Genomic DNA, 23,327 nt, shown 5'->3' with positions numbered 1-23,327 from the left:
TCACGCGGCGGTGTAGATCCCCTCGTGTACCAGTTCGGCGTTGATCGACATCGCCGCCCTCGAGCCGTCCCCTGCCGCGCTGATCAGTTGTGCGGACAGATCCACGGCATTGCCCGCGGCCCATACCCAGGGCACGCTGGTGCGGCCGAAACGGTCCACCCGCACCTGGCCGTTCTCGTCCCGCGCACAGCCGAGGCTGCCCAGCAACGCGTCCTTCGGGGCGAACCTCGGACCGACGAAAACGGCGCTCCTGGGAACCTCTGTCCCGTCCGTCATGCGAACGCCACGCAGGCGATGCCCCTCGGTGAGCAGCCGCTCGACCTTGCCGGGAACCACCTCGACACCGCGTGATCGCAGATTCGCGAGGTCGTCTCCGGTCAGGTCCATCGAGTGCGGAAACAGTGTGACGTCCTTGCTCCACTGCCTGATGAGCTGCGCCTGATGCATCGTCAGCGGGGAACCGCCGAGCACGCCGATCGGCTGGTCGCGAACCTCCCAGCCATGGCAGTACGGGCAGTGCAGAACGTCGGAGCCCCACAACTCGCGGACGCCGGGGATCTCCGGCAACTCGTCGATGAGCCCGGTCGTCACGAGCACCCGGCGAGCCGCGAGCACGGAACCGCCCGCCAGTTCCACCGACCGGTCGTGCCGGATCCGGGTCACGACGTCCTCGACGAACTCGCCGCCGTAGCCCTCGATCTCCGCCCTGCCCGCGCGCAGCAGTTCCCGTGGCTCAAGCCCGTCGCGGGACAGGAACCCGTGCAGGTGCGCGGCCGGGGCGTTGCGCGGATTTCCCGCGTCCACGACCACTACCTTTCGCCTCGCCCTGGTCAGTACGAGTGCGGCGCTGAGCCCCGCCGCGCCGCCGCCCACGATCACCACGTCGTATGTCTCGGTCATCTCGACCACCTCCACCGACGAGAGTGCGCGCGACCCGAGCATATTGGCAAGGTTCTTTGCCAATATGGCAAGTTTTGGGATCAGCGGTTGTCGAGAGTGAGGCGTGCGCTCACTTCACCGATGGCGTCCTGGTACTCGGGGGTGGGATGCATCGCCGAGGCCATCCGCATCTGGCCCAGTGCCTCGACGAGACGGCCTAGGCGTTGCAGGGTCTTGCCGAGTACGAACCGCGCATAGTGATCGGCGGGGTCGAGTTCGACGACCCGCGTCAGTGCCCGCTCCGCGCGGCGCAGCTGGGCGGAGTGGAAGTAGGCGCGTCCCGCGAGCAGCTGCACGCTCGGCTTGTCCGGATCGGCATCCAGCACGGGTTCCAGTGCCTTCAGCGCGTCGAGCGGACGCTTGCGAACCAGATCCTCGGCCTGCCGGAACGCCCGGAGCGGATCTTCTCCGGGCCCCTGCGGTGCTGGTTCCTGCTCAACCATGGTCCGATCGACGTTACCGTCTTCCACGACCCGCTAACACCCTTGACAGCAGTGCCGATCACCAAGCGAAACCGAACTGGGAGGACTTCGTGCATGGTGCGCGTAGGGAGGTCGCGCCCGGCGCCGATTCGGGGCGGCGCTTCCGATCGGTGCGTTACGCCCTGCTGGCCGGGATCGTTCTGGCGGTCGCAGCGGGCGGATTCCAGTTGGCCCGCTGGAACAGTGACGAACCCGCGTCCGGTGGCTCCGCTGGCGACCGGCAGGCCTGGGTGCTGGACCGGGAGGATCCGTTCGCCGGGACCCCGGCACAGGACTGGCCGGACGGCGCGGCCGGGATAGTGCTGCCGGAGGCCACGCCGGTCGGCGAGCATTCGGCCGCGGAGGTCGCGGCGGCACTTGCGGACGTACGCGAACTGCTGGTCGTGTCGCGACTGGAGCGCTCGGTCATCGAGGGCGGTGACGTGGAGCCCTACCTGTCCATGCTGGCACCCGCCGAGCGGGAGGCGCGCCGCGCCGAGTTCGCGGGCGAGGGTGATCGCGGGCCAGGAACGCTTGCCACCCGCATCGATCCGCGCTTCCGGCTGTTGCCCGCGGAGCCGAAGGTCAGCGGCAGGATGTGGGCCGAGGAAGGCGCGGACGGTGCGTTGCGGATTCGCACGAACTACGTCTTCGCCTACGCTTTCGACCCCGGTGAGCAGGCACGGCCCGCCGCGCCGCTCGATCTGGTCGCGATGGTCAGGGCCGACGTCGACTACGACGTGCGCACCGGTCCTCGGTGGTACGAGCGGGATCAGGGGATCGCCTTCGGCGGCGGGCAGATCGGCGTCTACTCCATGGCGTGCGAGCCGACCCGTCGCGGTCTGCTGGCGCCCGCGTACAGCGAGTCGGAGTTCACCGGACTGCCCGAAGGACGTGGGCCTGGCACGTATTTCGACCACTCCCGGCCGATGAATTTCGGCAACAGTTGCGCGTGACCCGCGGGTCAGGTACGAGCGGATGAATCAGGTGTGATGAACTTGTCCGCCATGACGGACCCCGAGAACACCGAGTCGGCGCCGCGCTACCTCGGACTGGCGCCGTACCTGTACTACGCCGACGCCAACGCGGCCGTCGAGTGGTTGACCCGCGTATTCGGTTTCACCGAGAAGGTGCGATACGTGGACTCGGCAGGCGCGATCTTCCAGGCCACCCTCCTGGCTGGCACCGCGGAGATCCAGCTGACCGGCGTCGGCTCGGACTACTGGGATGGCAAGGGCGTCGACGGACCGGTCGGCCAGCTCAACGTCATCTACGTGGACGACGTCGACGCCCAGTACGAGCGGGTGTGCGCGGCGCTCAGCGAGCAGGCCGAGGTCTCCCAGCCCCAGGACCAGCCCTACGGCGCGCGGCTGTTCACCGTGCAGGACTGTGGCGGCAACAACTGGGCGTTCTGGCAGTGGATCTCCGACACGGTCGACCTGCCGACCGGCTGGCAGGAAGTACGGCCCGACTGAGGCGGTGACCTCCATCACCTCCCGCTCGTCCTGGCGCGACGAGCCTGCGTGCCTCCAACGGGTGATCATCGATGGCCGCTACGCTTGGTTCGAACTGGCTTGGCACAACCGGGTGAGGAGCAAGGCGTGGCTGTCATCGAGCAGGTAGGCGCCCGTGAGATTCTGGACTCGCGGGGCAATCCGACCGTCGAGGTGGAGGTGGCTCTCGACGACGGAACGCTCGCACGTGCTGCGGTGCCCTCCGGGGCTTCGACCGGGGAGTACGAGGCCGTCGAACTGCGCGACGGTGACAGCGGCCGCTATCTCGGCAAGGGTGTCGAACGCGCGGTGGCCGCCGTGCTCGACGAGATCGGCCCCGACCTGGTCGGCGTCGACGCCGTCGACCAGCGGATCGTGGACCAGAAGCTGGTCGACCTGGACGGCACTCCGGACAAGTCGCGCCTGGGCGCCAACGCCATCCTCGGCGTATCGCTGGCAGTGGCGAAGGCGGCGGCCGACTCGTGTGAACTGGAGCTGTTCCGCTACCTCGGCGGGCCGAACGCGCACGTGCTTCCCGTGCCGATGCTCAACATCCTCAACGGTGGCGCACATGCCGACACCGACGTGGACATCCAGGAGTTCATGATCGCGCCGATCGGCGCGGAGTCCTTCCGCGAGGCGCTGCGCTGGGGCACCGAGGTCTACCACTCGCTCAAGTCCGTGCTGAAGGGCCGCGGCCTTTCCACCGGTCTCGGTGACGAGGGCGGCTTCGCGCCGAGCCTGGCGAACAACCGCGAGGCGCTCGACATCATCCTCACGGCCATCGAAAAGGCGGGCTACGTCCCCGGCCGCGACGTGGCGCTCGCGCTCGACGTCGCCGCGACCGAGTTCTTCTCCGACGGCGCCTACACCTTCGAGGGCAGCAAACGCAGTGCCGAGCAGCTCATCGGCTACTACACCGAGCTGGTCGATGCGTATCCGCTCGTCTCGATCGAGGACCCGCTCGGTGAGGACGACTGGGACGGCTGGGTCCGGATGACCGCCGAGCTGGGCGAGCGCGTGCAGCTCGTGGGCGACGACCTGTTCGTCACCAACCCGGACCGGCTCGAGGAGGGCATCACCCGCCGCGCCGCCAACGCGCTGCTGGTGAAGGTCAACCAGATCGGCACGCTGTCCGAGACCCTGGACGCGGTGTCGCTGGCCACTTCCTATGGCTACAAGAGCATGATGAGCCACCGTTCCGGCGAGACCGAGGACACGACGATCGCCGACCTCGCCGTCGCGACCGGGGTCGGCCAGATCAAGACCGGCGCGCCTGCTCGCGGTGAGCGGGTCGCGAAGTACAACCAGCTGCTGCGGATCGAGGAGACCCTCGGGGACGCGGCTCGTTATGCCGGAGATCTGGCCTTCCCGAGATTCACCCCCGAGGGCTGATCCGCCGTGGCGGAGCGGGGCAGGCCGCGGAGCCGGCGCGGCGGGGGACGGGCGCAGAGTTCGTCCCCACGCCGTCCTGAGCGCGAACGGACCCAGCGCGACTGGACCCGGCGTGTCGGCAGGCGGGCCCGGCTCAGGAAGGGTCTGAACGCGACTCGTGCCTCCAGCGCGGCCAAGGTGCTCGGCCTCTCCAACACGAGGCGGGCGGCGGTGGCGGCCATCGTGGTGTGCGCACTGGCCTTCACCGTCGCCGTGCCGCTGCGTACGTACCTGACCCAGCGCTCCGACATGATCGTGCAGGAACAGCGGCAGGCGGAACTCGAGGCAGAGGTCGCCGAGTGGGAGCGACGCAAGGCCCAGGTGGAGGATCCGGCGCAGATCGAGGCCGAGGCCAGGCGCAGGCTTCGCTACGTGATGCCGGGCGAGACGCCGTACCTGGTGCAGTTGCCAGAGGACAAGCGGGAGGCGGAGCAACCCCCGCCCGGGCAGAAGCCGGAAGTGGACGGCGCCTGGTACCAGCGTCTGTGGGAAGGCACGGCCGGCCGGTAGGGACTGCCGGGACTGCCGCAGGCCCACGTCTCACACGGCGTGGACGCCCCGCGCCGGTGCTCGCGCGGAACCACTCGGAACCGCCGGGGCGCCACGCGGCTAACCTTCCCGCGTGAGTAACAGCGAGGAGCAGCAGTTCGAACCGGTCAGCGAGCAGGACCGGGAGGTGATCGCGCAGCAACTCGGCAGGCCGCCGAGGGCGCTGCGGGCGGTCGCCGCGCGCTGCCCCAGCGGCCATCCCTGCGTGGTGCAGACCAGTCCGCGGCTGGAGAACGGCACCCCCTTCCCGACCTTGTACTACCTGACCTGCCCGCGCCTGGCCTCACTTGTCGGAAAGCTGGAGGCCTCCGGTGTGATGCGGGAGATGACCGACCGGCTGGCCGAGGACCCCGAACTGGCCGCGGCCTACCAGCGCGCCCACGAGTCGTACCTCGCCGAGCGTGACGCCATCGAGTCGCTCGGGCACGAGGTGACGGCGGGCGGGATGCCGGGACGGGTCAAGTGCCTGCACGTCCATCTGGCGCACACCCTCGCGAAGGGGCCAGGGGTGAACCCGTTCGGCGACGAGACCGTGCGGCTGTTGAGCGAGGAATGGCCGTCCGGTGACTGTGCGGTGGACACGGCGACGTAACAATCCCGCCGCAGTCGGGGGCACTGCTCCAGATGGAGCAATTCGCCGGCGAATTTCCAGCGGGAACTTCGTTCGAAGGCGGCCGGGTGCGAGTCTGTCAGGGTCCGGCTACGGGGGCTTCACACCGAGCGGACGAGTATCGGGATTCCGGACAGGTTCGAGTGTTCGTCAGGGGAGGCCGGGGCGTGCGGGTTTATCGAGGGCCCAAAGCGGTGAGCGGTGCGGTCCGAAAGGCTGCAGTGCGCCACAAGGCCGCCAGTGCCGCATTGGCCGGCACCCTCGCGGTACTGCCCGCGGTCGCGGCGACCGGTGGGGCGGCCAGCTGGGTCAACCTGGCCAGCGTCCAGAACATCAACGACGCTCCGGGCAGCTCCGATGTCCTCGCGTTGCAGGGTGGCTACGACACCGGGCTCACGCCGGTCGCGGTCAACGGCAGCCTGCCCGATGCCGCGCAGCCACAGACGCTGCCCGCCTATGAGCTGCCCGAACCCTCGACAGGTCCGTTGGGGATTCCGGGATCGGCGTTGAAGGCTTACCGCAATGCCGCCGAGCGGATGGCCGCCGAGCAGCCCGGCTGCGGGATCGACTGGGCCCTGATCGCCAGCATCGGCCGCATCGAGTCCAACCACGCCCGCGGCGGCTATGTCGACGCCCAGGGCACTACGCGAGAGCCGATCCTCGGCCCGGTGCTCAACGGTATCGGTCCCGTCGCCGCCATCCGTGACACCGACGGCGGCCGTCACGACGGCGACACCGTGTGGGACCGCGCGGTCGGCCCCACCCAGTTCATCCCCTCCACCTGGGTCCACTACGCCGCCGACGGCACCGACGACGGCGCCGCCGACCCCAACAACATCTACGATGCCGCCCTCGCCAGCGCCCGCTACCTCTGCTCCGGCGGCTTCGACCTCACCGACCCCGAGCAACTCCGCGCCGCGATCTACCGCTACAACCACTCCGACACCTACGTGAACACCGTCATCCTCTGGGCGAAGGCCTATCGCGAGGGCGTCACCCCCACGCCTGACAGCACCGTTCCCACCGGCACCACCAGCAACGCCACCACCACCGGCGCTCCCGAACCGACGGCACCCCCGGTCGCCGGCAGCACATCCCCGGCCCCGAGCCCGACCGGGCAGCCGCGTGCCGACATGCCGAGCAGCGAGCCGGGTACGAAGCTCCCGCCCGAGGTGATCGCGCCGTCGGAGGACGGGTCCGAGCCGGAGCCGCCGCCATCCTCCACAAAGGATCCGGATCCGTCGACGACACCACCTTCCGACGACGAAACGGACACGCCACCCCCGTCCACCGACGATCCCGCCAAAACCTGCGAGCCGGTTCCGGTCGAGGAGGAGACGGGTGAGCCGGAGACCGACTCCTCGACGGACCAGTCCGGGGAGGAGTCCGGTGACGAGCTACCCCCGTGCGATGAGGACTCCGACGGCGACGGTATGACGGACAAGCTGCGCGAGCAGCCGTCCGGCACCGAGGAGAACAGGGACGACACCGGGAACACCGACGACACCGAGGCCACGGAGACCGCCACGCCGACCACGTGACGCTGTGCCGGTTAGGGTGACGGCATGCCTCGCGTAGCCGCCATCGACTGTGGAACCAACTCGATCCGTCTGCTGGTCGCCGAGCTGACCATTCGGCACGACGGCACTGTCGACCTGCGCGATCTGCATCGGGAGATGCGGATCGTCCGGCTCGGCCAGGGTGTCGACGCCACCGGGCGGCTCGCGCCCGAGGCGCTGGAGCGCACTCGCGCGGCGCTTGTCGACTACACGATCGCCGCCCGGCGCAAGGGTGCCGAGAAGGTGCGGATGGTCGCCACCTCGGCGACTCGGGACGCCGCGAACCGCGACGAGTTCTTCGCCATGACCCGCGAAGTGCTCGGGGTCGAGGCCGAGGTGATCACCGGCGACGAGGAGGCGCGGCTGTCCTTCGCGGGTGCCGTCGGGGAGCAGGAGCCCGACGACGGCCCGTTCCTGGTGGTCGACGTCGGTGGCGGCTCCACCGAACTCGTGCTGGGCAACTGGGACGGCAGGAGTGTCGACGTCATCTCCGCACGGTCGGTGGACATCGGTTGTGTCCGGATCACCGAGCGCACGCTGCTTTCGGATCCGACGACAGGCGACGAGGTCGCCGCGGCTCGTGAGCTGGCCGGTTCGGTACTCGAGGACGCTTTCGGTGTCGTGGATGTCGCCAAGGCGCAGACCTGGATCGGAGTGGCGGGAACGGTCACAACCCTGGCCGCGGTGGCACAGGAGTTGCCGGAGTACGACTCCGAGCGCACCCACCTCTACCGGTTGTCCCGCAACGAGATCGACTCGCTCGCGCAGCGGCTGCTGAGCGTGGATCACGAGACCAGGGCGGCGAATCCGGTGATCCATCCAGGACGGGTGGACGTCATCGGTGGCGGAGCGGTGATCGTCCAGGTCCTCGCCGAACAGTTCGCGGCCCGTGGCGGTCCGAGCGATCTGGTGGTCAGCGAGCACGACATCCTCGACGGAATCGCTCTCTCCCTGGCCTGATTCCGGCCCGCCCGAAGCCCACCGCGCCCCCAGGAATCGCACTTTCCCGGGAAAGTGCGACTCCGCCGAGTCCCCGCCCCAGCTCAGGGGCTTTTCCTCGCGCGCTTTCCCGGGAAAGTGCGAACAGGTGCGCGGCGAAACCACGCCGCTTTCCCGGGAAAGCGCGGCGGGTTGTACGGGTGTCCGAATAGGCCGAACGGACCCGCTACTTTCGTCGGAACTTCCGGCTCACGCGTGTATCTCTCAGTAGGTTCTTCTCACCATTCTCGAGGAGGAAACCGCGTGAGAAGATCCAGACTTCTGCTGGCGGCACTGACCGTGCCGCTGGTGGGTGGCATCGCCGGCTTCGCCGCACCGACGGCTGCGGCACAACCGCAACTGTCCGGCCCGGCCACCGAGTTCACCGTGCTGGCAGCCGAGGGACAGAGCGTGTTCGCGGCCGAGCGGGCTGTTCGTGCCGCGGGCGGAACCGTCGTCCGAACGAACAGGGCCGTCGGCCTGATCACCGCGACCGCGCCCGAGCAGGGCTTCACCGAGCGCATGTCGGACGATCCGGCCGTGTTCGGTGCGGCCGAGGCGCGTCCCATCGGGCAGGCCCCGAAGCGCGCGGGTGGCCCTGCGCCGGACGAGGTCGAGAAGGAGAACCGGCGCGTCGCGCCGAACAAGGCGCCGAACGGGCCGAAGCCCGCCGCTGAGCCGGTCGGCACCGACCCGCTCGACGAGGAGCTGTGGGGCCTGAAGTCGGTCCGCTCGGATATGGCGCGCACCGTGCAGCCCGGCGACAAGCGGGTCAGGGTCGGCATCATCGACACCGGTGTGGACGGCTCGCACCCGGACATCGCGCCCAACTTCAACAAGGGGATCTCCCGCAACTTCGTCCGGGACATCCCCGCGGACGAGAACGGCAACGAGGTCGACGGGCCGTGTGAGTTCCGCGGTTGTATCGACCCGGTGGACCACGACGGCAACGGCCACGGCACACACGTCGCGGGCACGATCGGCGCCGCGGCAAACGGCTTCGGCCTCTCCGGGGTCGCCCCTGGCGTGACGCTGGCGAACCTGCGCGCGGGCCAGGACTCGGGCTACTTCTTCCTGCAGCCCTCGGTCGACGCGATCACCTACGCCGGTGACGCGGGCATCGACGTGATCAACATGTCGTTCTACATCGACCCGTGGCTGTACAACTGCGCCGCGAACCCGGCCGACACCCCGGAACAGCAGCAGGCGCAGCGTACGACGGTCGAGGCCGTCAACCGCGCCCTGAGCTACGCGCACCGCAAGGGTGTGACGAAGGTGGTTTCGCTGGGCAACTCGCACAGCGATCTCGGCGACCCGAAGCCGGACTCCAGCAGCCCGAACTTCCCGGCAGGCAACGAGCACGACCGGGAGATCGACAACAGTTCCTGCCTGACGATGCCGGTGGAGGGCGACCACACGATCACCGTGGCCGCGTTCGGCCCATCGCAGGCGAAGGCGGATTACTCCAACTACGGCACCGAGCAGATCTCGGTATCCGCACCAGGTGGGTACTACCGCGATTACTTCGGCACGGACTGGTACCGCACCAACGAGAACCTGATCCTCTCGGCCTACCCGCACAACATAGCGGTGGCCGATGGCACGGTCGACGAGAACGGCGACATCACGGACCTCGGCACGCAGCTCGGGGTGCGTAAGGCGACGGCGGAGGACGGCCGCGTCGGCTACTACCAGTGGCTGCAGGGCACCTCGATGGCCGCGCCGCACGCCAGTGGTGTCGCGGCACTGATCGTGTCCGAGTACGGCAAGGCAAGGTGGGGCGGCTTCGGAATGCGGCCGGACGCGGTGCAGCGGGTCCTCGAGGGCACCGCGGCCGACATCGCCTGCCCGGTCCCGCGGACCGTCGACTACCTCGACGAGGGCAGGGACGAGTCGTACACCGCGACCTGTGCTGGCACGCCCGAGTTCAACGGTTTCTACGGCCACGGTGCCGTCGATGCCTGGGCAGCGGTGACCAGCGGCAAGCGCTACGCGCGCGGCTGATCGGCTGGTTTCGATCCGAATGGCGTTCTCCGGTTTACTCCGGAGAACGCCATTCGGCGTTTGGTTTCGCGCCCTAGCGGGCCTGGAGCGCGTCGACGGCGACGGCCTGTGCGATGACCAGCCGCCGGTCGAGCGCCGAGTCCTCGATCCGGATCGTGTAGTGGTCGCGGATCCAGGTGTTCTTGTCCACGCTGAAACTCTGCTTGCCTTCGCGGGCGAAGTCGAAGTGATAGCGGAACGGGAACGGGAGGTTCTCGATCAGCGGGATGAAGTTCCACAGCCGCCGCAGGATCGCGATCCCCGAACTACGCTCGCTACCGGTGATCGGCGGCTGCCCCGGCTGTTCCAGGTGCCAGGTGGAGCTGGTGAGTGACTTCTTGAAGTCCTTGCGGAACAGACCGATGGCGTTGCCCTCGCCGTCCAGGATGTCGTAACCGCTGCCGAGGTCGATCATCTTGCGGGCGCGGAAGCCCGCGAGTTCGCGGGACTTCGTGCTGTCCGTGTAGATCGTCACCTGCTCCTTGAGCTTCATCCGTTTCTGTTCGACGAAGGCGATCAGGTCGCCAGGTGCCCCGTTTCCGTCATCGGCGAAGATCTCGTACCGGTTCACCATGAAGGTGACCTTCTGGTGCATATGCAAGGTGTTCAGTGCCTGCAGAGGCATGTGCTTTCCTTTTGCGGTTGTCTGGTTACCGGTTCGAGGCGGACTTGACGAATGCCCCGAGGTCCTTGCCCTGCTGCACGCGGGAGGCCTCGTGGACGTACATCATGTGTCCGGCCGGGTAGTAGGCCGACTCGATGTTGCCGCGTAGTTCCTCCGGGATCTCCAGCTGGGAGAGGATGTGCTCGGCCGCGTAGTACGGCGTCGCGCCGTCGTAGTGGCCGAGTGCCACATGCACCTTCAGATGTGGGTTCGCGCGCATGGCCGAGCTGAGACTGTCTACAGCGGACACGGATCGGCCCTCGAAGTCGGAGTACGACCAGGCCTGGTTCACAGCCATCGAAAGGATCTCGTACGGCAGATCGTTCTCGTATTCCAGTTCGGCGCGAACGAAGTGGTTGAAGGCGGCGGAGTACGCGCCGATGATCCGGGAGATCGCCGGGTCGTCACTCATGTGCTCCCGGCCGCCGTCGGGCTCCCACGTGGTGAAGCGGCCATCCATCCGGCCGACCGTCAGTCCCCGGTCCCGCAGGAGTTCGGTGAAGAAGCGGATGTGCTCGATGCGCAGGTTCACCCTGTCTACATAGGACTCACTCAGTCCGGTGATGGCGGCGAGCCTGCGCACGGCGTCGGCGCGCTCCTCTGGAGACAGTCGTGACCCGCGCCGTAGTGCCCACGGCAGATCCTTCGAGGCGAACTCCTCGGCCTCGGCCAGCACGTCCTCCAGCGGCCGGTCGCCGTGCAGACCGTGGTAATGCGCGATCGCGGCGTAGGTCGGGACGTACAGCGAGTAGGGCAGGTCGTTGCCCGAGGAGAAGAACACACTGCCCAGGTCGAGGACCGAGGAGATCAGCAGCAGTCCGTTGAGGTAGAGACCGTGCCGTTGCTGCAGGTGTGCGGACAGGGCCGCCGCCCGGAGGGTGCCGTAGGACTCGCCCGCCAGGAACTTGGGCGAAAGCCAGCGTCCGTTGCGGGAGGTCCACAGGCGAATGACCTCGCCGATGGACTCGATGTCGGGGGTGAAACCGTGGTAGTCCTTGGGCTTCTCGCCCGCCGCGGCGCGGGAGTATCCAGTGGAGACCGGGTCGATGAAGACCAGATCGCTGTGTGCGAGCAGGGTGTCGGGATTGTCCGCGAGGCCGTAAGGCGGTGGTTCGGGGGAGTCCACGTCACCGGAAACCACCCTGCGTGGGCCGAGAACCCCGAGGTGCAACCAGATGCTCGACGCTCCGGGCCCGCCGTTGAAGGCGAACGTCACCGGCCTGCTGCCCGGCTCGGCGCCGTCCAAGGTGTACGCGGTCAGGAACACCTCGGCCTTGGGGAGGTGCCCGTCGAACTTCCCGTCGGTGAGGACCTCTTTACGCAGCACGACGCGCCCGGTCTGGGCGGTGTAGGCGAGCTTGCGGCGCTTGACCGTGACGGTGTGCTTGGTGGTGACGAGGTCGTCAGTGGGTTCGGGCTTGGCGTTCTCCGCCTCGGCTTGTGGCTCGGCGGACTCGTCGGGTGGTGTCTGTGGCATGTCCACCAACCTAGAGCAGACACAATGGAGGGGTGACCGACTTCGCCGCACCGATGGCAGCCCTTGATGCGGCTGTGTCCGAGTGCCGTGCCTGCCCACGCCTGGTGGCGTGGCGCGAGGAGGTGGCCACGACCAAGCGGGCCGCCTACGCCGACGAGGAGTACTGGGGCCGTCCGGTGCCCGGCTTCGGGCCACCGGATGCGGCGCTGGCGATCGTCGGCCTCGCCCCCGCCGCGCACGGCGGCAATCGCACCGGCCGGATGTTCACCGGGGACCGTTCAGGAGACGTGCTCTTCCAGGCCATGTACGACGTCGGGCTCGCGTCACAGCCGACGTCCACCCACCTCGGTGACGGGCTCGAACTGCGCGGCACGAGGGTGACGGCCCCGGTGCACTGCGCCCCGCCGGCCAACCGGCCGACGCCCGGTGAGCGGGACACCTGCAGGCCGTGGCTGTCCCGGGAACTGGAACTGCTGCGTCCGAGGCTGCGCGCGGTGGTGGTCCTTGGCGCGTTCGGGTGGCAGGCACTGCTGCCGGTGCTCGCCGAAGCGGGGTGGCAGGTGCCAGTGCCACGACCCAGATTCGGCCACGGAGCGCAACTGGTCCTGCACGGTCCGAGCGATTTGCGGGTTTTCGGGTCGTACCACGTGTCCCAGCGCAACACGCAGACCGGAAAGCTCACTCCCGCGATGCTCAGGGAAGTCCTGACTCAGGCGGCCGAGGTCGCGTTCGCGGCGTGAGGGCGCGGCTCTGAATCGTTTCCAACCGGGGGGCGACGCCGGTCACAAGCGGCCCGGGGTGCGCGAGCGTGATGGGGGTGGAGGTGGGAGCATATGCGTATGGCCGCAGTGAAGTCGGAACCGACTCGGATCTTGGTTCTCGGTGGTGGATACGTTGGGCTGTACGCAGCCCTGGGTCTGCAGAAGAAGCTCCGAGCCAACGAGGCGTCGGTAACCGTCGTGGACCCCCAGCCGCACATGACCTACCAGCCGTTCCTCCCGGAGGCGGCAGCCGGAGCGATCGAGCCCCGGCACGTGGTCGTCCCGTTGCGCAGGGTGCTGCGGCGTTGCCATGTGCTCACCGCACGGGTGACCCAGATCGAGCACGAGCGCAAGGTCGTGACGGTCGAAGCCGCCGACGGGCATGTCGAGCAGCTGTCTTATGACGTGCTGGTGGTGGCACTTGGTTCGGTGGCGCGCCTGCTGCCGATCCCCGGCCTCGCCGAGCAGGGGATCGCCTTCAAGACCATCGGTGAGGCGATCTACCTCCGTAACCACGTGATGACGAAGCTGGACGAGGCGGCCAGCACGCTGGATCCCGAGCTGCGCAAACGCTTGCTCACGTTCACCGTGGTCGGCGGCGGCTTCGCCGGTATCGAGGCACTCGCGGAGCTCGAGGACATGACTCGCTTCGCGACCAGGTACTACGAGAACATCGATCCCGAGGACATCCGCTGGGTGCTGGTTGAGGCCGCGGGCCGGATCCTGCCCGAGGTGCGAGAGACGCTCGGCGTCTGGACCGCGGAGCAGCTGGAGAAGCGCGGTATCGAGGTGTACCTCTCGACTGCTGCCAAGTCGTTCGAGAACGGTCGCGTCGTGCTCTCCGACGGGACGGAGTTCGACAGCGACACGATCATCTGGACCGCGGGTGTGAAGGCCAACCCGGTGCTGGCCAGCTCAGATCTGCCGATCGACAAGCGCGGCCGGCTGCAGGCCACCGCGACGCTGCAGGTTCCGGGGCACCCGGATGTGTGGACGGCGGGCGACAACGCGGCCGTGCCGGACCTGTCGAGGACCGAGTCGGACCCGACGGCGGTCTGCCCCCCGAACGCCCAGCACGCCGTGCGTCAGGCCAGGCACCTGGCGAAGAACATGATCAAGGTGCTGCGCGGGGAGAAGCCGCAGGACTACTGCCACAAGAACGTCGGTTCGGTGGCCAGCCTCGGTCTGCACAAGGGCGTCGCCGATACGTTCAACGTCAAGGTCAAGGGCTTCCCCGCCTGGGTGATGCACCGCGCCTACCACGTCAAGGCGATGCCGACGTTCAACCGTAAGGTCCGCATCACCTTCGACTGGCTGCTCGGTGGGCTGTTCCGCCGCGAGGTCGTCTCGCTCGGCCAGATCAACAAGCCGAAGGAAGAGTTCGAGAGGGCCTCGAAGTCCTGACCCACGGCCCCATCCAATAGGCTCTCGGGTGCCCCCGTAGCCCAATTGGCAGAGGCAGTCGACTTAAAATCGACCCAGTGCGGGTTCGATCCCCGTCGGGGGCACTTCAAGGATGGGAACAGGTGGGGTGTCTTCGGGCATGGTGTCCTCCTGGCTCTTTTCGTTGTGTTTGCGCCGATTTTCCCGTTTGGTGTGGTTGATGGGCACGATGACGGCGTCTTTCGCGGCGTCGTGTGTGGCGGTGAGGGTGGGGGCGCTGGGTGTTGCGGTGCACGGGAGCTGGTTTCGGTTCTTGTCGTAGCGCAGTTCGAGGCGGAGCGCTTCGAACAGTCGTCGGGCGAGATCGGCTGGTAGGTCCTCGATAGCTATGTTGCCGATGGGCAGGGTGTCGAGCAGGTCGGGGTTGGGTGCCTGCTGGTTGTCGTGTTCGGCCTCGGCGAGTTGGGTTTCGAGGTCGACTTTGCGGCGGTGCAGCTCGGTGCGTTGTTGCTTGATGTCTCGGACGAGGTCTTCGGTGGGTTCGTCGACGAGGGCGAAGTTGCGCATGAAGTTTTTGATCATGCGGTTGGTGTCGTCGAGTTGGCGGCGGAGCGCGGCGAGGTGCTGCTCGCGTCGTTGGGTGGCCGCGTTGTCCAGTGTTCGCGTTCGCGTCGAGGAGGTTGCGGCGGTAGTCGGGTACGTAGCCCTTGGCTGCTGAAGGGTTATGTGACATCTGATTTCGCTTGCCGAGACGTAAGCGTGGGGAAGGATGTCATCGTGCTCAAGCCTTATCCGCGTGAGTTCCGTGAGGGCGTTGTCCGTGTCGCGCGTAACCGTGAGTCGGGTGTGACGATCGAGCAGGTCGCCAGCGGCTTCGGGGTCCATCCGATGACGTTGCAGAAGCGGCTACGAGCGGCCGAAGCCGAGGACGGCGTCAAGCCGGGCCTGACTGCTGATGCCGCGGCCGAGTTGCGGGAGCTTAAGCGCCGGAACCGGTTGTTAGAGCGTTCAGTTCCGCGAGTTGGCGTTGAAGTCGTCGAACTCGAGTATGAGGGAGACGCCGAGGCCGGCGAGGAGTGCCCAGAATGGGCTGGAGATGCCGAAGATGGTCACGTCTCCCATGGCGACGACAAGGGCGATCAACGCGCCGAGCTTGTATCGCCCCTCGGAGAACGCGCCCCGGAAGGCGATGATGAGGACGCCGAACATCGCCAGTCCGGCGACGGTGGCGATAAGTTCGCCCGGGAGCGCGGTGACCAGTCCCACGGCGATGCTGGCGAAGAAGCCGAATACGACGAAGATGACGCCGTTCACGACGGCCGCGGCATAGCGCCGGTCGTGGTGGGGACCGGCCTGACCTGAGCCGCAGATGGCGGTCATCGGGCCGGCGATGCTGGCGTTGTGACCGCCGAATCCGGAGACGAGGAGGCTGGCAGCTCCGCTGACCACAGTGATGTTGTTGACCGGGGGACGGTACTTCTCGGCGATGAGGACACCCATGGATTGGATATTCTCCGCCTGGATCACCAGTGCGAGCGGGATTCCCACACCCAACATGGTCAGTGGGTTGAAGTCCACACCGACCCACGTCGGCAGGGCGAGGTCGGCGCCGATCTGGGCCGACGCGAACGAGTCCGTGAGAATGGCTGCGACGATGCCGAATGCGAGGGCGCCGATCACTCCCGGGACCGCCTTGACGAAGCGGCTCAGCAGCAGGAAACCGACGATGGCGGCACCGACCAGGAATGGTCGGGTTTCAGCGGCGCCGACGATGTTGAGGGCGTACTTGAACAGGACACCGCCGATCATGGCCATCAAGATCGGCATGGGGAGCCAGCGCACCAGAGTGCGGACGAATCCGGAGAGTCCGAGGAGTAATACCAGTACGCTGGCGGTGAGGTAGGCGCCGACCATCTCCGGGAGGGAGTGGTCGGCCAGGCTGGAGACGACCAACGCGGCAGCCGGAATGCTCCAAGCGCCGACGATGGGCTGCTTATAGTACAGCGCCATGATCAGCGAGATGAAACCTCCGACCAGGTAGACCGTGCTGACCCAAGACACCGTTTGTGCGGTGGTGAGTCCGGCGTCGGTGGCACCGTTGACAACGATCAGCGCCGGGCCGGTGCAGCCGAAGACCGCCGCGACGACACCGGCGCCGATCGTCGAGATGTCGAGGGAACGCGGGAGGCCCCGCAGCCCGGCCCGGTAGCCCGGGCCGCGCTCGATGAGCCGGTCGGGCTCGTCAGAGCCGTCGATCTCATGGTCTTCGATGCTCTGGGACATACGTGATCCATTCGTCAGGCTGCACAGCGTCGTGCAGGTCAGCTGATTCGGAGAGCGCCGACGTGGCCCGTCCCTGGTGATGCGGGTGCGGGGGTGCCGGTGAGAGACGCCGAAAGGATCGAAACTTGAGCGACTGGCGTCGCGAGGAGAGGCGTCGGGTCGCCCGGGACCGCCTCGAGCCGGGGGCTGCCGGCTCGAGGCGAGGGCGATCAGAAGAACCAGTGCTCCGGTTCGGCTCCGTGGGGAGTGATTTCGCTGAACCGACCTTGATAGAAACCGAGCGGGTCGCCGTCCCTGGTGCACACGTCGGTGACCTTGCCGAAGACCACCGTGTGGTCGCCGGCTTCGACGATCTGGCCGACCTCACATTCGAGGTGGGCCAAGGCATTCGGTACCACCGGAACACCGTGGTTGCCGTAGTCCAGGCCGAGGCCGCCGAAATGGTCCTCGCCACGCTTCGCGAACCGTAGGGCGATCGGTTGTTGCCGTTGCGAGAGAAGGTTGACGACGAAGCGTCCCGAGGCGGTGACCGCCGTGGTGCTGCGCGCGCCGTGGTTGAAGCACACCAGTAGCAGTGGCGGATCCAGCGACACCGAGGTCAACGAGTTCACGGTCATGCCATGGGGGGTGCCTGCGGACTCGGTGGTGATGACCGCGACACCGGTGGCGAACCGCCCCATGGTCTGACGCATCGTGGTGGGGTCGATGAGATGCGGAGTCATGGCGGGCATCTCACTACTCCGTTGGGGCCGGGTATCGGACCTCGTAGGTGGTCACGCCCTCCTCGGAGCGCCACGGTCCGTGAGGCATGCCCGGAGGCCGGCAGGCGAACTGGCCGGCGTAGAAGGTCTGGCCCAGCGTCAGGTCGGTGAAGGATCCCTCGATGATGTAGACCTCTTCCCAGAACTCGTGTTTCTGCACGCCCATCGGGGTCGAGTCGGCACCCGGCTCGTAGCGCAGGATCCGGGTGGCGAAGCCGGTCACCGGATCGGTGGCGAGGATCCGTTCCTTGATCAGCGGGTTGTCGCCGGGACACACGGTGTACTCGATATCGGTGATATCGGTGAACTCGATCGTGGGCTTGCTCATCGTGTTGCCTCCGTGCCGGTGGAGTCGTAGCTCGCGAGGAAGTCGTCGACCTCGGCGAGCGGCTGGTCGTAGCCGTAGTTGCGGTAGGCGTAGCCCTTCACCACGAAGGGCGCGCCCGCATAGAAGAGTTCGTACTGCTGGTGCCGTCCGGCGAACTCCGAGCCGATGGCGTCCCAGACAAGCTTGAAAAGCTTGATTCGTTCCTCGGCGGACGTACCGGGGCTGCTGACGTAGCGGTCCATGTGAGCCCGGGTCGTCTCGTTGTGCAGTTCGGCGACACTCGCAGGCAGTTGCAGGACCCCACCGCCTGCGAGATCTCGCAGGATCCCGATCACACGTGGGTGGATCTCCGACTGCAGCCCCATGGCCCCGTAGAGTGCGCGGGCTCCAGGACGGCACAGTCCCCGGTCGTCGTTGCCAGCGGTGTGTTCGGCGGCGAGCACGCCCGATTCGACCACGGACACCAGGCTGGCCAGTTCGCCCAGCTTCTCAACGACCCCGGGAAACTTGTCGACGCCGTTGACCTCGGCGACCTTGCGGGCCAGCCCGGCCAGGAAACGCAGTTTGGTGGCGAATCGGATCTGAGCCTGCCAGTTTCCGAGAATATGAGCGCCGGTATCGAAGAACTGCCGGCGGAGTCCGGGCACGTCCCGGTAGACGAAGACGTTCTCCCAGGGGATGAAGACTTCGTCGAACACCAGGAGCGCATCGGTCTCGTCGTAGCGCGACGTGAGCGGGTAGTCGTACTCGCTGCTGGCGCCGGGGGCGTAGGGGCGCCGGCAGTACAGCGTCAGCCCGTCGGTGTCGACCGGAACGGTGAAGCTGACCGCGAAGTCTTCGTCCTCGGCCTGCAGCGGTTTGATGCAGGACACCAGGATCTCGTCGGCCACGGCGCCGCCTGTGGCAAGCATCTGCGCACCCTGCACGACGATGCCGTCGGGCCGTTCCTCCTTCACGCCGACCTGGATGAAGTCGCCTTCCCAGGCATGTGCCGTCGTGGCGCGCGAAACCTGTGGCGGGATGATCGCGTAGGAGACGTAAAGATCGTGCTCGACCACACGGCGATGGAAGGCGAGCACGTTGTCGGCCAGGTTCTTGCCAGGACCGCGGTCGTCGGCGAATGCCTCGGGGTGGCTGGAGAAGGCGGCCAGGAACGCACCGACGTGGTCGGGAGAACGTCCCACGAAACCGTGGGTTTCGGTGGCCCAGACCTGGGCGGCTTCGCGATAGGCCGTCAGCTCCGCTGTGTCGCGTGGCGGGAGGAAGAGCCGGTTGACAGCCCGTCCCGTCACCGGATCGTCGGCCTGCATGTTGTTGGCCGGGTCCGCCGCCAGGTCGAAGAGGCGCCCGATCGTGCGGGCGATCGGCGCGAAGGCCGGGTGCTCGACGACGTCCTTGACCGGCTCACCGTCGACGACGACATGGCGTCCGTCGTCGAGCGAAGCCAGGTAGTCGGCGCTGGTACGCATCAGTTCTTCCTCACAGACGTTGTGTAGGTGAATTCGACGGCCGGCTGCCCGGGAACCCGGAGCCGCATTCGCCATTCCCAGCCGAACCGGAACCCGCCGTCGAGGAGCGGCATCGTCCCTCCGAAAAGGACCATCGAGGTATCGCCGGAGTCGAGCGATTCCCATTCGGCGAGGACCCGGGTGATGGGGAGCAACTGGGCGAGGGAGCCGTCCTGGTAGGGCTCGTCGTCCAGCCACGAGGATGCTGTGATCTCGTCCCAGGGCAGCGACGAGGGCTGCCCGCCCAGGTCGATGACGGTGCCCGCGACCGGCTTGGGGCACGCGCCCTTGGATGCCTTGATGTCGTGGCGCTCCAGCTCCCGGTCGGTGTGGTCGCTGCCCACCGTCAGGTAGTAGCGCCCGTCGTTGCGGATGAGGACGGGCTCGACTTCGCCCGAGGTCTGCTCCCCGGCGACCTCGACGTCCTTCTCCACGGCGAGGAGATCGGTGTCCAGTTCGTAGAAGGCCGGGATGCTGTCCGGTTCGGGGACGCCGATGGCTGCCAGTTCATCGATGTGGTGTCGGACCGCGTCCTGGTCTCGTCCGGTGTAGCCGGCGATGACGAGACGGCTGGGTGTCACGTCGACCGATTCGCCCTCGACGGTGCGTAGCCGGAGTGTGGTGGCGGTGCGAGCCATGACTCTCCTTGACTGTTGGGGGTACGTTCTGGATGGAGGAAGGGGTGATGCCGGACCGGGAACCCGCTGGTGCGGCGTCATGAGGTGGGCACCGGCCAGCGCCGGTCGGCGAGTGCGGAGAATTCGGCGCGTGTCGTACGCGGAAGGTCGGAATCGACGTCGGCGTAGGTGAAGCCTTCCTCGGTACCTGCTTCCGCCAGAGTCTCACCGGTCGGCGCGACCACTCGGCTGTGTCCACCGAGCGTGACGCCGTCCTGTTGGCCGACGGCGTTGCAGGCGATCAGGTTGGCCTGCTGTTCGACGGCACGGACCGAGGTGAACAACCGCCAGTGTTCGAGCCTGGCCGCCGGCCAGGCCGCGCAGACGATCAGCTGTTCGGCCCCTTCGTCCACGAGGCTGCGGAACAGCTCGGGGAAGCGAAGGTCATAACACGTGGTGATGCCCGTGGCGGGCCCGGCGACGTGCCCAAGACCGAGCCGGTCGCCGGGCGTGAGCAGCTCCGACTCCCGTGATCCGTAGCCGAACAGGTGCACCTTGCGGTAGGCCGTGACGACGGTCCCGTCCGGGGCGACGATTGCCGAGGTGTTGTGGAGCCGCCCATCGGTGCCCACCTCCACGAAGCTCCCGAGGTGGACGAACAGGTCCCACGCACGCGCCCACGTGCGTGCGGCCGCCAGTGTGGGACCTTCGAACGGTTCGGCCCGAGCGGTGTACTGCTCGAAGGAGAAGTATCCGGCGGTCCACATCTCCGGAAGGACGAGCAAGTCGGTGTCGTGGAGATCGTGTTCGGCGTTGATCATGCGTGTCGCGCGGGCGATTCGGTCCTCGACGGACTCCTCTCCCGGGCTGGCGAGTTGAAGGAGAGCAATCTGCATGCCCTCCACCATCGCGTGATGCGGGGCGCACTGATATCGGAAAGGCGCCGAGCCTTGCTCGGAATCGCGCAACAGGCCGTTCGCGCCAGGAGCCGGACCGGGGCCGAGGATCAGTGTCGTGTTGTCAACAACTTCGAGGGCGTGGTGCCGTAGCGACGACGGAAGGCGGCTCCAAATTCGCCGAGGTGGAAGAAGCCGCAGCGGTAGGCGATGTCGGTAACGGACAGACCGGGTGCTGCCGTGGTCAGCAGTGCGTGTGCGCGTTCCAGCCGCTGTTCCCGGAGCCATTGCAACGGTGAGGAGCCGGTCTCGCGCCGGAACGTCTGCTGCAGGGTTCGGACGCTCGTGTCGCATGCCTCGGCGACGGTCGTAACGGTCAGTGGTTCGCTCAGCTGGCCCAGCATGAACTCCATCGCCTGGCGTACGCGTGGCGAGTTCGGCCGGCTCCGGCCGGCGTCGGTCATGCACAGCCTGTTGTTCGGCTGAGTCATGAGCAGTGTCTCGAGGATCAACTGCTCGAACTGCCACACCAGTCGCGGGCGATGCTCGGCTGTGTCGGAGCCGGCCAGGGTCACGGCCGACTCCAGAAGGCCGTCGAGAGCCCCCACTCCCGGTGCGAGGGCGAGGTCGAAGTCGACGGGCCCGACCTCGCCGGTCAACGCCGCCGCGGCCGACTCGACCCGATCGCGATCGAGCCGTATCACCAGTTGGTCCCAGTCCGGGTCGAAACCGAAGTCGAACTCACGGTGCGGGCCGATGATGACGCCACTGTCGGGCGAAGCGGCAGCGACGTCGTTGCCGTAGCGGAAAGTACCGCGGCCCGACAGGGGAAGCGTGAGCAGGTAGTCGTCGAGCGCACCGTCGCCGGAACTGACGGTGACCTCGGTGCCGTAGCGAAGCCGGTTGACAGACGTGTCCTGCAGCCGGACATGCACCAACCTGGTGGCCAGGGACGAGGATCCGGTCTTCACGGTGAGGGAGTGGGGACGCAGCGTGCCGGTGCAGGCGTGGACCGTCCGTCCGGCATCGCCGATGTCGTTCAGAATGGTGTGGCCGCGACGCTCCGCGAGCCGCGCCAGCGACGGGGCGCTCATCTCATCACCCCAATGTGAGCAGGTGAGCAATTCGAGTTCGGGTGCTTCCTCTTCAGAAACGTCATCCTGTTCGATGTCGTGCGCTGCGTCAACGGCCGATGCGGACGGAAGCGTGACATCGGGCCGTGTGGTATTCACGACCCCGCAATCCTCGGACGGATCAGACGCACCGGTGTGGCGCGATTCCGTACCGTCAACCCGGCGGGCCGTGATCCGTCGGCATCCCCGCCAATCCCTCGACTGCGTCGGTGACGACGAGTGGCCGGTCGTACGCGCTCATCCCGAGTACGACCCGGAGGTTGGTGATCGGCCAGTGCACATCGGAGGCCACTTCAGGTACGTCAGGTCAGCCGACGAACCTCCGTTCGAAACTAGGAACTGCGGTCGCTGCTGCGCGAATACTACCCGGGGTTCCAGGGGACGTTCTCCGGAAAAGCAGCACGGAAACGCCGTATCACCAGTACAGCGACTTCGATCCGCGACGCGCTGCGCGGTGGCCGGGAGGTGAGCTGTGGGCAAGGAACATCGTTCCCCAAAGGGAACGAGGCAGCAATACGCCCGAGACTGAAGTAAGTCTCCGTGCCGGGGACTGCCGCCACCGACGCGCGCCTTCCCGGCCCGGCAAGTGATCACCATATGAAGGGGAGAGCCTCGACGCCGTTGTCGGATCGGCGCTCCTGTCGAGGGCGAAGGTGCGGCCGTGATGTTAGGAGATGTAGGCGGCGCCGAGCGCACCGAGCAGTGTGCACGCGCATTGGGTCTGGAAGGTCCGGTCCGGGCTGGTCATGACGTGCACCGGGACGATTCGGGAAGGTCGAATACCGTGTTGGCGGTCAAGGTGCCGGTGAAGGCGCCCTGGTTAACCCTGTTCCCATCCTCTGCTGTCCCCGTCGGGGGCACGACCCAGGTCAGAGGGTCGGGGAGGTGGCCCCTCAGGATCATCTCCCCGACTTGTCTGTCGTGCGGGGTATCCCAGGCGGATTCCGGAATGCCGCGCCTTTCGAGTGCACGTAGCGTGTTCGACGGGTATCGAAAGGCTTCGCGGCGGCGTCGGAGATCCGGGCTGAAGGGTACGCGCGTGTGAGAACGAGGAAGTGGATCCTCCGCGTCAGTGCTGCTGCCCTGATCACGTCAGTATTGATGATCACGGCACTAGTGCTTGCCGCTGTCGGACAACGGCAGTATGTAAGCGACTACTGCATTACCCGAGTACCCGAGCCCATCGGAATGACCGAGGCAACTGGTGGTGGACGACCCGCATACCTCGTCGATCCGATCACTATCCGCTGCGAATACGATCATTTTCCGAGTGTCATGCGCACTGATCTGTTTCCGCTATTCTGGATTGTCGGTACGGTCGGCGCGGCAGTTGTAGTAAGTGCGCTGCTGTGGCGGGCTATGGTGCTCCGTCCATCGCGTGCCATCAAAGATCTTGAGTCTCAATTTTGACCCACTCGCTCGGCGTCCTTGACGGTTTCGCGGGGCCGAG

22 protein-coding genes, 1 tRNA gene and 1 pseudogene are annotated in these 23,327 nt (G+C 67.1%); 12 read left to right on the top strand and 12 right to left on the bottom strand.

The window, feature by feature from the left end; all coding sequences use genetic code 11:
* Positions 1–900, bottom strand: coding sequence for an NAD(P)/FAD-dependent oxidoreductase (locus D0C15_RS24885; protein ID WP_116050016.1), 900 nt, complete (start codon positions 898–900; stop codon positions 1–3).
* 80 nt (positions 901–980) lie between these two features.
* Positions 981–1,382, bottom strand: a complete 402-nt coding sequence (locus D0C15_RS24880; protein WP_116050013.1) for a tetratricopeptide repeat protein — start codon at positions 1,380–1,382, stop codon at positions 981–983.
* Between the two features lie 89 nt (positions 1,383–1,471).
* Between D0C15_RS24880 and D0C15_RS24875 the strand changes: the two genes are divergently transcribed.
* From D0C15_RS24875 to D0C15_RS24840, 8 genes are all read left to right on the top strand, one after another.
* Positions 1,472–2,356, top strand: a complete 885-nt coding sequence (locus D0C15_RS24875) for a hypothetical protein (RefSeq protein ID WP_116049989.1) — start codon at positions 1,472–1,474, stop codon at positions 2,354–2,356.
* A 51-nt stretch (positions 2,357–2,407) separates the two neighbouring features.
* Positions 2,408–2,875 (top strand): VOC family protein, encoded by a 468-nt coding sequence (locus tag D0C15_RS24870; RefSeq protein WP_245976201.1) that lies wholly within the window; start codon positions 2,408–2,410, stop codon positions 2,873–2,875.
* 126 nt (positions 2,876–3,001) lie between these two features.
* Entirely contained in the window at positions 3,002–4,288 is a 1,287-nt protein-coding gene (eno, locus tag D0C15_RS24865) for a phosphopyruvate hydratase (RefSeq protein WP_116049983.1), read from the top strand.
* A gap of 210 nt (positions 4,289–4,498) precedes the next feature.
* Entirely contained in the window at positions 4,499–4,837 is a 339-nt protein-coding gene (locus D0C15_RS35780; protein ID WP_425455421.1) for an FtsB family cell division protein, read from the top strand.
* A 112-nt stretch (positions 4,838–4,949) separates the two neighbouring features.
* The gene (locus D0C15_RS24855; protein ID WP_116049978.1) at positions 4,950–5,468 is read left to right on the top strand and encodes a DUF501 domain-containing protein; all 519 of its coding nucleotides are present in this window, start codon (positions 4,950–4,952) and stop codon (positions 5,466–5,468) included.
* Positions 5,469–5,653: 185 nt separating this feature from the next.
* Positions 5,654–7,027: a lytic transglycosylase domain-containing protein gene (locus D0C15_RS24850; RefSeq protein WP_116050011.1), complete on the top strand. Its 1,374-nt coding sequence runs from the start codon at positions 5,654–5,656 to the stop codon at positions 7,025–7,027.
* A gap of 24 nt (positions 7,028–7,051) precedes the next feature.
* Complete coding sequence (locus D0C15_RS24845) at positions 7,052–8,005, top strand: Ppx/GppA phosphatase family protein (RefSeq protein WP_116049975.1); 954 nt, start codon at positions 7,052–7,054, stop codon at positions 8,003–8,005.
* A 282-nt stretch (positions 8,006–8,287) separates the two neighbouring features.
* Positions 8,288–10,027, top strand: a complete 1,740-nt coding sequence (locus D0C15_RS24840) for a S8 family serine peptidase (protein WP_162830249.1) — start codon at positions 8,288–8,290, stop codon at positions 10,025–10,027.
* A gap of 73 nt (positions 10,028–10,100) precedes the next feature.
* On the opposite strand, the gene D0C15_RS24835 is transcribed toward D0C15_RS24840, so the two are convergent.
* Both D0C15_RS24835 and D0C15_RS24830 read right to left on the bottom strand, forming a co-directional pair.
* Complete coding sequence (locus D0C15_RS24835) at positions 10,101–10,691, bottom strand: LURP-one-related family protein (protein ID WP_116049973.1); 591 nt, start codon at positions 10,689–10,691, stop codon at positions 10,101–10,103.
* Positions 10,692–10,716: 25 nt separating this feature from the next.
* The gene (locus D0C15_RS24830; RefSeq protein ID WP_116049970.1) at positions 10,717–12,207 is read right to left on the bottom strand and encodes a S10 family peptidase; all 1,491 of its coding nucleotides are present in this window, start codon (positions 12,205–12,207) and stop codon (positions 10,717–10,719) included.
* 53 nt (positions 12,208–12,260) lie between these two features.
* Between D0C15_RS24830 and D0C15_RS24825 the strand changes: the two genes are divergently transcribed.
* From D0C15_RS24825 to D0C15_RS35600, 4 genes and pseudogenes are all read left to right on the top strand, one after another.
* Positions 12,261–12,947, top strand: a complete 687-nt coding sequence (locus D0C15_RS24825) for a uracil-DNA glycosylase (protein ID WP_116050006.1) — start codon at positions 12,261–12,263, stop codon at positions 12,945–12,947.
* Between the two features lie 99 nt (positions 12,948–13,046).
* On the top strand, positions 13,047–14,372 hold the full coding sequence (locus tag D0C15_RS24820; protein ID WP_116049968.1) for an NAD(P)/FAD-dependent oxidoreductase: 1,326 nt from the start codon (positions 13,047–13,049) through the stop codon (positions 14,370–14,372).
* A gap of 30 nt (positions 14,373–14,402) precedes the next feature.
* Positions 14,403–14,476, top strand: a tRNA-Leu gene (locus D0C15_RS24815).
* 319 nt (positions 14,477–14,795) lie between these two features.
* Positions 14,796–15,284: pseudogene (locus D0C15_RS35600) on the top strand (transposase); the annotation flags it as partial.
* Between the two features lie 75 nt (positions 15,285–15,359).
* Here the strand turns inward: D0C15_RS35600 and D0C15_RS24805 are convergent.
* From D0C15_RS24805 to D0C15_RS34285, 8 genes are all read right to left on the bottom strand, one after another.
* A complete protein-coding gene (locus D0C15_RS24805) occupies positions 15,360–16,634 on the bottom strand; it encodes a benzoate/H(+) symporter BenE family transporter (RefSeq protein WP_116049965.1) in 1,275 nt (424 codons plus the stop codon).
* Positions 16,635–16,843: 209 nt separating this feature from the next.
* A complete protein-coding gene (locus tag D0C15_RS24800; protein WP_116049962.1) occupies positions 16,844–17,365 on the bottom strand; it encodes a flavin reductase family protein in 522 nt (173 codons plus the stop codon).
* Positions 17,366–17,369: 4 nt separating this feature from the next.
* Positions 17,370–17,723 carry a cupin domain-containing protein gene (locus D0C15_RS24795; protein WP_116049960.1) on the bottom strand — a complete coding sequence of 118 codons (354 nt, stop codon included), beginning with the start codon at positions 17,721–17,723 and terminating at the stop codon, positions 17,370–17,372.
* Entirely contained in the window at positions 17,720–19,192 is a 1,473-nt protein-coding gene (locus D0C15_RS24790) for a 4-hydroxyphenylacetate 3-hydroxylase family protein (protein ID WP_116049957.1), read from the bottom strand. Before D0C15_RS24790 ends, D0C15_RS24795 begins: the two co-directional genes overlap by 4 nt.
* On the bottom strand, positions 19,192–19,869 hold the full coding sequence (locus D0C15_RS24785) for a DUF2848 family protein (protein WP_116049954.1): 678 nt from the start codon (positions 19,867–19,869) through the stop codon (positions 19,192–19,194). The genes D0C15_RS24790 and D0C15_RS24785 overlap by 1 nt, the downstream gene beginning before the upstream one ends.
* A 77-nt stretch (positions 19,870–19,946) precedes the next feature.
* Entirely contained in the window at positions 19,947–20,744 is a 798-nt protein-coding gene (locus tag D0C15_RS24780) for a nitrilase-related carbon-nitrogen hydrolase (RefSeq protein WP_116049952.1), read from the bottom strand.
* A gap of 110 nt (positions 20,745–20,854) precedes the next feature.
* Positions 20,855–21,838: an AraC family transcriptional regulator gene (locus D0C15_RS24775; protein WP_162830248.1), complete on the bottom strand. Its 984-nt coding sequence runs from the start codon at positions 21,836–21,838 to the stop codon at positions 20,855–20,857.
* 193 nt (positions 21,839–22,031) lie between these two features.
* Positions 22,032–22,169 carry a hypothetical protein gene (locus tag D0C15_RS34285; RefSeq protein ID WP_162830247.1) on the bottom strand — a complete coding sequence of 46 codons (138 nt, stop codon included), beginning with the start codon at positions 22,167–22,169 and terminating at the stop codon, positions 22,032–22,034.
* Positions 22,170–23,327 lie beyond the last annotated feature (1,158 nt).

This window comes from Amycolatopsis palatopharyngis (assembly GCF_003385185.1).
Classification (GTDB): Bacteria; Actinomycetota; Actinomycetes; order Mycobacteriales; family Pseudonocardiaceae; genus Amycolatopsis; species Amycolatopsis palatopharyngis.
Note: the sequence above shows the minus strand (reverse complement) of the source record. Positions and strands in the feature narration are given on the sequence as shown.